Here is a 13,160-nt window from a genome sequence, read left to right on the forward strand (position 1 = left end):
CGGCGCCAAAGCCGTCGATTCTGCGTGTGGCACCCGGAGCAGACACGGCCGTGAAGCTCGCTCCGGGTGCCCGCCATCCGGGAAGCATAGCTGACCGATGTGGCAGCCGGACGACGCACGGACCAGAAATGATGCATTGCGGCCAGACGCGGCAGCGACCCTGCATATCGCGCAATGTGGATTGCTGTCTCACCGCGGGCTCGGTTGTGTCCGGCGGCGCCAGCGTGACGGGCCCAGCATGCCGTCCTTCGCTCCGTCGGAGAATCGGCGCTGACCGTACCGAGCAGTCGTGCCGCTCACCTCACGACACGGCCGCCTCGGCGGGGGCCGACGGCGCGGGCGCGGCAGAGCGTGCAGGGCGGAGCGGGTGCGTCTCGACGCGCCAGATGCCGTCTTCCGTCAGGCGGATCGCCGCGAACCTGGCGACGCCATCGAGATGGCCGTCGGTCTCGTGCCCGAGCGTGGACGAGGGGTGCGCGTACACGCTGACGCGGCCGCCGCTCTTCGAGCGGTAGTGGCCGAAGAACGCGAGGTGCTTGTGCCCGTGGAGCACGAGCGCGCTGTTCTTCTTCGGGTTCTTCTGCTGATACGCCGCGAGCATCTCGAGGAGGCGCGGGCCATCCATCGCGATCATGAACGTGTCGTTGAGCGAGATCGGCCCCGCGAGGCGCGCCACGTGGTGGTGCAGGAGCACGATGACGGGCCCGGACCCCCGCCTCAGCGCGCGGGCGAGGCGCCGGAGCTGCGCGCCGCCGATCTGCCCGATCGCGTTCGACCCCACGAACCGCGAGCGGTAACGGTTGGAGTTGAGGCCGAAGATCCGGATACCCCCCTCGAGATCGAGCCGCCTCGGATACAGGCCGGCGATCGCGCGCAGCCGCCGCCGCGCGCGCTTGCGGGCCGGGACGTGAAGGGGAGGCTGGAAGGGGCCGCGCTCCACGCGGGTGAGCACCTCGATGAAGCGCTGCTCGCGCTCCGCCCGCTTCGTGAGGTACGGGTCCGGCGCCGTGCCGACGTTGATGGCGACGTCGTGGTTGCCAGGCACCATGAGCACCTGCGAGGAGGCCGGTATGCCGGAGAGCGCCGCCTCGAGCTCGTCCCACTGCGCCTCTTCCCCGAGATCGGTCATGTCGCCCGTCAGCGCGACGAGCGGCGGCTTCATGGCGGCGATCTCCGCCACGAGCCGCCGGAGGCGGCCTGTCAGCTCGGCGGTGTCGGGGCGAGAGACCCCGTCCGGCCACGCGGCAGAGCCCTCCTCGATCTCGTACGGCTCGCGGCCGCCCGCCGTGATGTGGAGATCGGAGATCTGGCAGAGGACGAGCCGCCCGCCGGGGATCGCGTCGCCGGGATCGGGGAAGAGCGTCGCCGCGCCGCCATACCGCAGGATCACGCGGGTCGCCTCGCCCAGGGCAGACGCGAGCCACGCATAGAGCGAGACCCCGAGCGCGAGCGCCGCGAGCGCCGTGCACCCGGCCAGGACGAGCGCGGCCCCGCCCCCGAAGGAGAGCCGGCCGCCCGCGGGGAACAAGGACGCGAGGAAGGAGAGGAACGACCCATCCAGCCACGCGGAGAGCCAGGCGGGCACCCCGATATCGAGCAGGTGCACGGCGAGCCCGCCGGCGCCGCAGGCCGCGGCGAGGACGACGACCATCAGGATCAGGCGATCGCGGACGACGTCGATGACGTCGACCACCTCGCCGAGCCTCCCCCGGAATGACGAGCGGAAGTAGCGGCTCCCGTAGGAGATCTTCTTCCATGTCTCCGGCCGCCACACGCGGCCTTGGCTCGCGACGCTCGAGACGACGAGGACCGGGGCGACGACCAGCGCGAGCAGGACGAGCACCGGCAGGAGCGCCAGGTAGAGGACTCGGAGGGCCGCCCTTCGCGCCATGCCTCATTTGACGTGCCCCGGGCAGGACCGTCAAGGAGCGGCTCGGTCGGCGAGCGCCCTGAAAGTTGCCGGAATCGATGGATGCTCGTAGCAGTAAGCGCGAGCTCGCGCGCCGATGTCCTGCACCGAGACGCCGATAGAGCCGCCCTGCACCCCGCGATCACCCGCGTCGAGCGACCCGCCGCCGGCGCTCTCGACCGGCGCGCGCGCGGCCCCTGCGCGCCGGCGCGGCAGAGCCGCGGCCCTCGTCGTTGCGGGCGCTGCCGGCGCGGGAGCGGCCGTGTGGACCAGCGCGGCCGTGGCCGTGTGGAGCGGGGCGCCCGCGGCGGCGGCGCGCAGCGCGGCGCCGCTCGTGGCGAGCGCGGCGAGCGCGCTGCCGGAGGGCGCGCCGACAGCGCCACCAGAGCGCGTGACGCTCACGGCGGATGACGAGGACGACGAGCCCGGCACGCTGGAAGAGCAGCGCCTCCGGCTGTTCGCGCGGATGCGGCGCGAGCTCGCGCTCCCCGACGAGGCGATGCGGCAGGTCGAGGCGATCTTCGCGGCGTCGACGGTGCTCGGCCAGGGCAACCCCGCGCTGACGCGCCACCCGATGTCGCGATCGGAGTGCCGCCGCATTCGAGCGCTCTCGGGCGTCGAGCCGGCGCGCGAGCCGGCCTGCGGCGCGCCGGGGATGGTGCCGCTCTTCGATCCCACGCGCGGTCAGACCGCGGCGGACGCCCCCGTGTGCATCGATCAGCTCGAGTTCCCGAACGTGCCCTGCGAGTACCCCGTCGTGCACGTCCGGGCGCGCGAGGCGGCGCTCCTGTGCAGGGCGGTCGGGAAACGGATCTGCGATGCGCACGAGTGGGAGGGGGCGTGCGCCGGCGCCCTCCGGGATCCGGACGTCGAGTACGAGTGGGCGCGGCCCCGGAACGAGGCGAGCTGGCACCACAACCTCCTGCGCGAGAAGGTGTGGAGCTACGGCCCCGCAAAGAACCACGCGCTCTGCGGGACCGGGAGCTACCGCACGCCGGGCTGTCCAGGCGGCGGGTGGGACCGCTGCGGCTCCAACACGTATCCGGCCGGCGCGTTCCCCGCGTGCCGGAGCCGCCTCGGTGTCTTCGATCTGCACGGCAACGTCGCCGAGCACATGAGCCTGCCCATCCTGCCCGAGGAGCTGGCGCGGTACGGCGATCGGGGCTTCACCGAGATGAAGGGCAGCTGGTTCGCGTTCTCGTCGATGGAGGTCCACGCCGACGACTGCCGCTTTCGCGCCCCCGACTGGCACGCGACGCGCCTCATGAGCAGGGGCAGCCACGCCAACTACCACCTTGGATTCCGCTGCTGCAAGGACATCGCGCCGCCGGACGGCGCCGAGCGAGGCGAGGGCGTCGACCACCGGGGCGCCAGCGGCGCGCAGAGATAAGGACATCACGAAGAGGGGGCGGCGATCAGGCCTCCCGGAGCCCATCATGGCGAGCGGAGCGCGGCCCGCGGCGTGCGCCGGGCCCTTCCGTCTCGCTCGATATGCGCACGCGCCCTCCGGAGAAAAGTCCTTCAGTTCGCCGGCCGTGGTTGGGCCGCCGGATGCGCACACGACGTGCGTACAATGAGCGGCTGGAGCCATCCACATAGATTTGACCACATGATCCCACGTGCGCGCAGTGGGTGGTCTACAGGCGCAGGATCTCGCTGACGCGGCTCGTTTCGAGCGCCCGCCGCGAAGTTACGGTGGCGGAGGCAGAAGATTACGGCCCGAGGCGATCGATTCGTGTCGTGCCTCTGTTGATGCACAAACGGCGCAGCCTGAGCACGTCAGGCGCAGAGGGTCCGACCTCGTGCGCAGGTTGCGGCCCGGTCAGACGAGCGGCGGGGAGGCGCCGCGCGCCGTCGCCAGCGGGCCTCGCGCTGGGCTCGGCGGCTCTCGTTCACGACGGCCGCGGGGCGTGCGGGAGCGCAGGTGCTCTGCTCGAAAGCCCGCGAGAGCGGCGCTGCGCGCGGCGCTCGGCGCCTGCCGCCGAGGCGTTGAGTTCGCCATCTCCAGCATGCGGCGCGCGGGCCGCGGGCGACACGCCCTCCGATCGGGGGCCGTCCCGCCGGTCTCCGCGTTGAGAACCCGGAAAACCAAGGCCGGCGTCGATCCAGAGAATGCCTTTTTGCGGATGCGGCAAGGCCAGTGACACGAGCTCGCAGCGGCAGTGTCTGCACACGAGGGCTGAGGCACACACCCTGCTCTTCGATGAGCCCAAGGTGGCTCGGACCTTCCGGCCATCACGGGATATTGAGGAGGACGACACATGCTCTCGATTCATGGCAAGGTGCTGGGGCTCGCGGTGGTGATGGCGGCGCTGGGCACGGGGTGCGCCGTTGATGCGGCGAGCGACGCGGATCTCGACGAGGCCGGCATCGACGAGGTCGAGCAGGTCGATTCGACCACCGCGGCGCTCGAGGCTGGCGCGTCGGCGAGGGGCGGGTATCAGGGGCCGTATGGTGGCAAGGGCGGGCCGATCGGCGCGCAGGGCCCGATGGACCTCGGCCAGGGGCCTGTCGGCGTGCAGGGACCGGCGAGCCCTGGCCTGCAAGCGCCGGTCGGCCAGCTGGGGCAGGGGCCCGTGGGCCAGGGGCCTGTCGGCCAGGGGCCTGTCGGCCAGGGGCCTATCGGCCAGGGGCCCGTGGGCGGGCCGGGCGGCGTGCCGGGCGTCGGCGGCGTGCCGGGCGTCGGCGGCGTGCCGGGCGTCGGCGGCGTGCCGTTCGGTGGTGGCTTCGGTGGCTTCGGCGGCTTCGGCGGCTTCGGCGTGCCTGCCGCGATCATCTCGACTTGCACCACCTGCAACACCGCGTTCGTTCCCGACTGCTTCCCGTGCGGCCCCTGCTGCCGGCCCCACAACCCCTGCAATCCGGCGGGCATCGGTGGGCCGCTCAACGGCGGGTTCTCGGCCGGCCCCTGCGGTGGCGGGTTCGCGGGCCCCTGCGGCGGCGCTGGGTTCGCGGGGAGCCCCTGCGGCGGCGCTGGGTTCGCGGGGAACCCCTGGGGCGGCGCCGGGTTCGCGGGGAGCCCCTGCGGCGGTGCCGGGTTCGCGGGGAACCCCTGGGGCGGCGCCGGGTTCTCGGGGGGCTGCGGCAACAACAACGGGTTCGGCTGGTAGCGACGGGGCCTCGGGCCTCGGCTGCTAGCGCCGACCCCGGCGGCCAGCGGGCGGCGGGGACGTGACGGCAGCGCTCGAACGGCTGCAACGGCAGAGGCTGGGCCCGCGCCGGCGGGGGCGACCCATGTGAGGTGAGGTCGTCGCCGCCAGCGCGGGTCGCGGACGCAGGGGGGACGGCGCCACACGGCCGTGCCCCCGCGGCTCGCGCGGGATGGCGGCGTGGCGAGAGGATGGATGGCCGGTGATGGTGGTGAGGTGAGACGCGCTGCGCCGCGGGAGCGCGGCGCGGCCTGCGAAATTGCACCCGAATGCAGCGAGGCCGCGCCGGCGGCGTGCGCCGCCTTCACGGGCGTTGCTACGCCGTGCGCAATCCCTTAGAGTGGCCCTAACGCTGTGATCGGCACGATCATCGACGGCAAATATCAGATACGCAAGCTCCTCGGCGAGGGCGCCATGGGCTCGGTTTACGAGGCCGAGCACACGGGGACCGGCCGGCGCTGCGCCGTGAAGGTGATCAGCTCGGCCGATCTCACCCGCGACCCGAAGGTCGTGAGCCGCTTCCAGCGCGAGGCGCGCGCGGCAGGCGCGATCGACACACAGCACATCACGCAGGTGCTCGACGCCGGCGTCGATCGCGGCTCGAACCTGCCGTTCCTCGCGATGGAGTTCCTCGCGGGCGAGGATGTCCACGAGCTCATCAAGCGCGTCGGACCGCTCGCGCCCGACCTCGCGCTGCGCATCGTCGCGCAGTCGTGCATCGGGCTCCAGAAGGCGCACGAGGCGAGCGTCGTCCACCGCGACATCAAGCCGCACAACCTGTTCCTCGCGCGCCGCGACGCCGGCGAGATCCTCGTCAAGCTGCTCGATTTCGGGATCGCCAAGGTGAAGATGGACCGGGCGAACGAGACCGAGAGCGCCGATCTGACGCGCACCGGGAACCTGATCGGCTCGCCGCTCTACATGTCGCCGGAGCAGGCGCGCGGCCAGAAGGAGATCGACCACCGCACCGACATCTGGTCGCTCGGCGCCGTGCTCTACCAGCTGCTGACCGGGCGGACGCCGTACCATCACATCACCGCGCTCGGTGAGCTGATCATCGCGATCTGCTCGGATCCTCCGCCGCAGGTGCAGGACTTCGCCCCGTGGGTGGCGCCCGAGATCGCGGCGATCGTGCACCGATGCCTCCTCCAGGCCCCCGGGCAGCGTTACCAGAGCGCGCAGGAGATGTTCGGCGCCATCCGGCCGCTCCTCCCGTACGGCTGGGGCATCCACGAGAGCATGCTCGTGCCGCTGCCGGAGGCCGTGCACCGGCAGTCCGCGCCGCGGCTCGCGGCGAACGCGCCGCCCGCGAACCAGGGTGGCGCGTACGCCGCGATCTCGCCGGCGAACCAGAGCGGCGGTTACCCCGCGATCTCGCCGGCGAACCAGAGCGGCGGTTACCCCGCGATCTCGCCGGCGAACCAGAGCGGCGGTTACCCCGCGGTCCCGCAGGAGCACCGCGGAGGCTACTCGTCGTTCGCGCCTCCCCCGCTCCAGAACGGGCCGCCGGCGGCGATCGTTCCGGCCACCAACCATGCTGGCGCCGCGACGACGGGGGCGCTCACGCAGTCGCACCGCGGAACGCAGCCCGGCGTGCCGCGGGTGCCGGTGGTGGCCGGCGCCGCGCTCGCCGCCGCGGTCATCGCGGCCGGCGTGTACTTCATCAGCCGGCCCTCGGCGGAGCCGGTCGTGCAGCCGGAGGCGAAGGCGACCGTCGAGACGCTCCCGCCTGCGGCGGCCACGCTGACGTCGACGGCCCCGACGCCGGCCGCGACGCCGACGACGCCGACGACGCCGGAGGTGGTCGCGGCGGCGGTCGAGCCGCAGCCGAAGCGCGTTCAGGTCGTCATCCTGCCCGCCGACGCCTCGGTCGAGGTCGAAGGCAAGCGCGTGACGACGCGCAACGGCATCCTCGATATCACCGGGCCGCCCGGGAGCGTGCACAGGGTGCGCGTCTTCAAGAAGGGGGGAGGCGAGGCCATGGCCGACGTCGTGGTGACCGACACCGGCGCGTTGCCGCCGAAGGTCGAGCTCACGCCGACGTCGGGGAAGGGCGGTCCTGCGGCATCGGCGAAGAGCGCCTCGGCCGCGTCGCCAGCGCCTCCGCCTGGGCCCACGACCCCCAAGGGGATCATCGACAACACCGACGAGTTCGGAAAGTAGCAGCGGAACGACAGGCTGAGTACGGTGCTCGATCGAATGGATCTGCGTACGCGGCGCGGCGGCTCTCGTCCTCTCTCCCTCGCGCGGCGTCCCCGCGCGGCGCCGCGGCTGCGCGCGCTCTCGGCCGCGATCGCGGCCGCGGTCGCCGCCGGACCGGCGCTCGCGCAGCCGGCGCCGCCGGCCGCGGGCGCCGCCCCGCCGGCCGCGGGCGCCGCGCCCGCCGCGGAAGCCGGCGCGCCGGCCAGGGAGGGCGCCGCGCCGGCCACGGGCGCTGCGGTGCCGGCCGAGGAGGCGCCCGTCTCCGAGACGGACCGGCAGGTGGCGCGGCTCCACTTCGAGAAGGGGCTCACGCTGCTGCGCGAGGAGGCCTGGGGCCCTGCGCTCGCGGAGTTCCTCCTCTCGCGCAAGCTCTTCCCGACGCGCGTGGCCACGAACAACGCCGCGATCGCGCTGCGCAAGCTCCAGCGCTACGACGAGGCGCTCGAGATGTTCGAGACCTTCCTCCGCGATTTCACCATGTCGGCCGCCGAGCGCGCTGCCGCGCAGCGGGAGATCGCCGAGCTGCGGGCGCTCGTGGGGACGCTCGACATCACGAACGCGGAGCCCGGGGCGTCCATCGTGGTGAGCGGCGAGGAGCGCGGGCAGTACCCGCCCGTCAAGCCGATCCGCGTGGCGGCGGGCACGCACGTCCTCCGCGTCTTCAAGGAAGGCTACGAGCCGGTGGAGACGCGCGTCGACGTCGCCGGCGGGCAGACCGTCACGGTCAACGCGAAGCTCCGCAGGCTGACCCGCTCCGGCCGGCTGCGCGTGGTGGAGCGCGCCGGCAAGACGGTCGACGTGCTCGTGGACAACGTGGTCGTGGGGCAGACCCCGTGGATCGGCGCGCTGTCGGTCGGCGACCACATGGTGGCGCTGCGCGGCGCGGGGAAGCTCGGGACGCAGCCGACGGCGGCGCCGGTGAAGCCTCAGGAGCTCACGACGCTGTCGCTGCTCGCCGAGGATCTCGACGCCTCGCTGCGGGTCGACCCCACGCCGCCCGGCGCGAGCGTGTGGATCAACTCGGTCAACGTGGGCAACGGCGTCTGGCTCGGCCGGCTCAAGGTCGGCACGCACCGGGTCGAGGTGAAGGCCGACGGGTTCGTCACCGGGACGCGCACGGTGACGCTGCAGAAGGGCCAGCGCCAGAGCCTCGACATGGGTCTCGAGCGCGACGAGGACGCGGACATCTGGCGCAAGCCGCCGAAGATCACGCTCGACGTGAGCGCCTCGTTCCTGCTGGCGCCGACGCTGGGCGGCGAGATCACGGACGGCTGCGACTCGGGTTGCTCCAGCTCGCTCGGCCTCGGCGGGCTCGGCATGATCCACGGGGGCTATGAGCTCGGCTCGGGGATCGGCGTCGGGATCGAGCTCGGCGGCCTGTTCGCGGCGCAGCAGCTCGACGAGCGCTCGGCGGCGCTCAGGCCGGTCGGCTACCGGGATCCGCTCGACGGCACGGCGAGCGACACGCTCCGCCTGGGCGGCTTCCTGGCCGGCGCGACGTTCGGATACCACTTCGGCGAGCGCTTCCCGGCGCTGCTCCGGCTGGGGGCGGGGGTGCTCGTGGGCGAGGTCCGCGACGAGCGGACCGGCAGGTTCAGGACGACCGGCGGGGAGTCGTTCAACACGTTCCCGGTGGTCGACTTCGCCTCGGCGACCTACTTCTACGCGGATCCTGAGGTGCGCCTCGGCCTGCGGCTCGGAGAGCGGTGGGAGGTCGCCGGTAGCGTGAAGCTGCTTCTCCTGATCGGCCTCAGCAAGCCGAAGTGGGACAGGACGATCGAGCTGGCGGCGGCGAGCGACGGGATCGGCACGTACGAGCCGGAGTCGCTCATGGGCGATTTCGTCCTGATGATCGCGCCTGGGGCGAGCCTGCGTTACCAGTTCTGACGAGACCCGAGCCGGTGCGCCGCGCGCGGTCGCGAGGCTCCGCGTCGCGTGCTCCCGATCCCGCTCGGCGCTGCTCGTACATGACGAGGCGCGGCACCGATGTGTGGGCGCGCCTCGTCTGCCCTTGGCAACCTAGCGATGGGAGGTCCGCCGGCGGCGAAGCCCGGCCAGCGCTGCGGCGACGCCGAGGAGGACGGAGAGGCGCGCGGCATTGCGCTCGGCGGGGGCGCCGACGACGCCGCAGGAGCAGGACGGGACCTCCGACGGATCGATCTGCGGGACGCACTGGTTCGCGAGGTTGCACACCATGCCATCGACGCAGTCGGCCACCGATCTGCACGGTGAGGCGCAGGCGCTGCCGCCCGGCGGGCAGGTGTACGGGGTGCAGTCCGTGTCGGCGCCCGGGGACCGCAGCGTGTGCGCGCCGTCGCAGCTCGGTCCGATCTCCTCGAGGTCGGCGCAGACGCCGTCGAGGCAGACGAAGTCCTGGATGCAGTCGTCGTCGGAGGCGCAGGAGGTCTTGCAGGCGGTCTCGTCCGCGCACTTGAACCCGCCGCAGCGCTCGACCACCGGCTCCTTCTCGCCGCCGTCTCCAGCGCAGAAGAAGCGCGTGAGCGTCGCGGGACCCACGATGCAGCCCTCGTCCGGGCAGGAGCACGTGAAGGTCCTCGCGACCGCCCCCTCCACAGGGAACATGCACTTGGCATCGGTGGCGCCGCCGCAGTAGCCGGCGCACGCGCCGTCACCGGGGCACGCCTCACGCTGGAAGGTGCCGCCCTCGTTGGGGTGCGGCGACTCGTGGTCGACAGGCGTCCCGACGTTCGTGCACCTGCCGACGTTGTTCACCACGTCGCATGCCTGACACTGGCCATCGCACGCGAAATCGCAGCAGAACCCGTCGACGCAGTGGCCCGAGATGCACTGGCGATCGCGAGCGCACTCGGCGCCGTTGGCGAGTCGATCGAGGCACAGACCCGACCCGGGCGGTGCGCCACCGGATCCGGCGGATGCGCCGCCTGCACCAGCGCCGCCCGATCCAGCGGATGCGCCGACTGCACCAGCGCCGCCCGATCCGGCGGACGCGCCCCCTGCGCCCGCGCCACCCGACCCAGCGGATGCGCCGACTGCACCAGCGCCACCCGACCCAGCGGATGCGCCCCCTGCGCCACCTGCGCCTCCGCCGCCTCCAGCGGATGCGCCCCCTGCACCAGCGCCACCCGATCCAGCGGATGCGCCGCCCGCGCCGCCCGACCCAGCGGACGCGCCGCCTGCGCCACCTGCGCCCGCGCCGCCACCACCCGTCCCGGAGGATGCACCTCCGGCGCCGCCGGCCTCGCCGCAGGCGTCCGGATCGCCGACGCCGACGTCGCACCAACCGCTCTCGTCACAACCGCAGTCGTCAAGGCAATAGAGAATGCACCTGTTGTTGCTGCCGCAGCGGCCCGGCTTGCAGTCCTTGGTGGATTCATGAGCCAGCGCGTGCCCCAGGCCATCGCAGCGGTTGTGCACTTCGATCTGGTTGACGCAGACGATCGGGAGCTCCGTGTCGAGCTTCGCAGGACCACAGGTGCCATCGCTGCCCGTCCCCTTGCCCGATGCCGTGCACGAGAAGCACTCCTGATCGCACGCCTCGTTGCAGCAGACGTTCTCCGTATCGGAGCAATGCCCTGATGCACACTCCTGATCGTGCGCGCACGCCTCGCCGTTCGCCTTGATGAGCAGCTGCGCGCTGGCGAGCGGCTGCGTGCTCGTCGCCCCGATGCCGCCCGCGACGAGCACCGCCCGGCCTGCTACGCGGTCCGTGCCGGCGTTGACGACGACGGCGACGTGCTCACGACGAGCCTCCTGTGCAAGCGAACCGGCCGGCAGGCTGAGGGGGCTGAACTTCCTGGTCAGCGGATCGTAGATGGCGGCGCTCGAGAGCGAGGTCGTGCCGTCGAACCCGCCGGCGATGAGGACGTCGCCGGTCGGCAGCAGGCTCGCCGTGTGGTTGGCGCGCGCGTTCGCCATGGAGATCGGCGTCGGCTGCAGCTCGAAGCCCCGCTTCGTCGGATCGGTCACGCCGTCGTGGTAGATGTCGATGGTGCGGACGTAGGCGCCTCCAGAGACGCGGGTGGTGCCTCCGACGAGGATCACCTCGCCTGAATCGAGCGACGTCGCCGTCTGACCGCCCAGCGCCTCCGTACGGTCGATGAGCGTCGCCGTGTGGAAGCCGCGGAGGGCGCTCATCTGCGCCGTCATCGGGGTCGCGGAGGGCGAGAGGACGGAGATCGGCCGGAAAACGCCCTCGTCCTCGTGGAAGATCTCGGCCGAGGTGAGCGCGGCGCCCGAGAGGACGAAGCCGCCTGCGACGAGCACATTCCCCTTCTTCAGCCGGACCGCCGTGTGGGCGTGGCGCGAGGTCGCCATGCTGCCCACGGCGGCGAGCGTGCTCGTGACGGGCGCTCCGCCGTTCGGTCCGAAGGAGCTGAACGTGTAGAGGGAAGCGGTGCTCGTGGGCTGGTTGAGCGGATCCGCGAGGCCGCCCGCGACCAGGACCTCGCCAGGAACGAGGAGGGTGGCCGAGTGATTGAACCGGCCCAGCGAGGCCCCCGCGTCCCTGACGAACTGGCCGGTGGCCGGGTTGTAGACCTCGATGGCGGCGACCGGCGTGCCGCTCGTGCGCTGGCTGCTGCCGCCCACGACGACGACCGCCGGCGGTGGAGGCGCAGGATCCGACGGCGCCGCCGGGGCGAGCTTCGTGACCGCCGTGGCGGTGTGGGCGCCGCGCGCGACGTCCATCGCGTCGGTGCTCGCGAACGTGCGGTCGAGCGGGAAGTACAGCTCCGACGTCGCCAGCGCGCCCCCGGACGCGTCGAACCCGCCCGCGAAGAGCACGGGGCTCGCGGGATTCGCCGGGTCGATCACGGTGGCGGTGTGACGGGCGCGCGGCGTGATCATCTGGTTCGTCGTGGCGATCCACTGCGGGTCGAGGAGCGCCGGGTACTGAACGCCGGCGGGCTGCCATCCGACGATCACCGTGCACGCCGGCGCGCCCGGCGGGGTGACCGGCCGGCCCCACGGGGCGCGAGGGCTCGTGTCGACGGCGCAGCCCTCGACGGAGAGCGAGGCCGGAACGCGCGCGCCGGTCGCGTCGACGAGGTACGGGGGCGCGACGCGCAGGCGGGGCGAGCCGCCGGCGTCGAGGAACTCGAGCGTGCGCTCCACGAGGCGGAGGCCCGAGGCGGCGGTGACATCGACCCGGTAGCGGAGCTCCTTGCGCGCTGGCTCCTGCTCGAAGACGACGAAGTCCTCGGTGCCGTTCGGGAGGACGCGGTGCAGGACGTCGCGTGCGCCGCCGTCGGCGCGCAGCGCGCCTGCGTAGAGGACGAGGCCGCTGTCGACCGCCGCCGGCACGTCGGCGGCGTCGACGAGGGAGAAGGCGATCGAGACGCGAGACGCGCCATCGGCGAGGCGCACCGGACCGGCGGCGCGCGCCGGGAGCTCGACGGACGCCGCGGCCCCCTCCGGGGCTGCCGCGCGCAGGGCGCCGGCCGGGGTCGGCGCGACGATCTTGACGGGGCTCGCGGCGATGGCGTCGGCGAAGCGCGCGCGGATCGCGGCGATGCGGGCGCGCGCTCCGGGCGGCGCAGCCTGAGGTGACGCGGCGCCGGGCTGGGGGGAGCGGCGCGAGGCGCCCTCGTCGGAGCAGCCAAGGACCTGGGGGAGAATGGCGCACGCAGAGAGCAGCGCAGCCGTTCGCAGCCTGAAGCCGAGTCGCAGCACGCGGTGGTTTCGCAAGGGTCGTTCCGTGGTCGGCGCGGCGCGCGCGACGTGAGGGGGCGGATCTGGGCCATCCTAACAGAAGGCGGCCCGCAGCCGAACAGTGAGGCGGCGCGTCGTGCGACGCGTCGGAAGCGGCGGGGGGCGCCTCCGACGTGGCCTCCGACATGGGGGCGCGGCGGCGGGCGATCGCCGCTCCATCGAGCGCGCGGCCGAGGAAAACCTCCCCAGGACGAGGGCGAAACTGGGTA

General features: G+C 73.0%; 6 protein-coding genes. 4 read left to right on the forward strand and 2 right to left on the reverse strand.

Translation table 11 applies throughout. The features are described 5' to 3' along the window. Positions 1-301: 301 nt before the first annotated feature. Positions 302-1,891 (reverse strand): metallophosphoesterase family protein, encoded by a 1,590-nt coding sequence (locus WMF14_RS20230; protein ID WP_437803187.1) that lies wholly within the window; start codon positions 1,889-1,891, stop codon positions 302-304. A 115-nt stretch (positions 1,892-2,006) separates the two neighbouring features. Between WMF14_RS20230 and WMF14_RS20235 the strand changes: the two genes are divergently transcribed. From WMF14_RS20235 to WMF14_RS20250, 4 genes are all read left to right on the forward strand, one after another. Then, a complete protein-coding gene (locus tag WMF14_RS20235) occupies positions 2,007-3,299 on the forward strand; it encodes an SUMF1/EgtB/PvdO family nonheme iron enzyme (RefSeq protein WP_437803189.1) in 1,293 nt (430 codons plus the stop codon). An 871-nt stretch (positions 3,300-4,170) separates the two neighbouring features. Continuing rightward, positions 4,171-5,019 carry a hypothetical protein gene (locus WMF14_RS20240; protein WP_437803191.1) on the forward strand — a complete coding sequence of 283 codons (849 nt, stop codon included), beginning with the start codon at positions 4,171-4,173 and terminating at the stop codon, positions 5,017-5,019. 393 nt (positions 5,020-5,412) lie between these two features. After that, positions 5,413-7,221, forward strand: coding sequence for a serine/threonine protein kinase (locus WMF14_RS20245; protein WP_437803193.1), 1,809 nt, complete (start codon positions 5,413-5,415; stop codon positions 7,219-7,221). Between the two features lie 36 nt (positions 7,222-7,257). After that, a complete protein-coding gene (locus WMF14_RS20250; protein WP_437803195.1) occupies positions 7,258-9,147 on the forward strand; it encodes a PEGA domain-containing protein in 1,890 nt (629 codons plus the stop codon). 132 nt (positions 9,148-9,279) lie between these two features. On the opposite strand, the gene WMF14_RS20255 is transcribed toward WMF14_RS20250, so the two are convergent. After that, positions 9,280-12,927, reverse strand: a complete 3,648-nt coding sequence (locus WMF14_RS20255; protein ID WP_437803197.1) for a kelch repeat-containing protein — start codon at positions 12,925-12,927, stop codon at positions 9,280-9,282. Between the last annotated feature and the right edge of the window lie 233 nt (positions 12,928-13,160).

Origin of the sequence: Sorangium sp. So ce693 (assembly GCF_051521375.1) — a bacterium.
Taxonomy (GTDB): domain Bacteria; phylum Myxococcota_A; class Polyangia; order Polyangiales; family Polyangiaceae; genus Sorangium; species Sorangium atrum.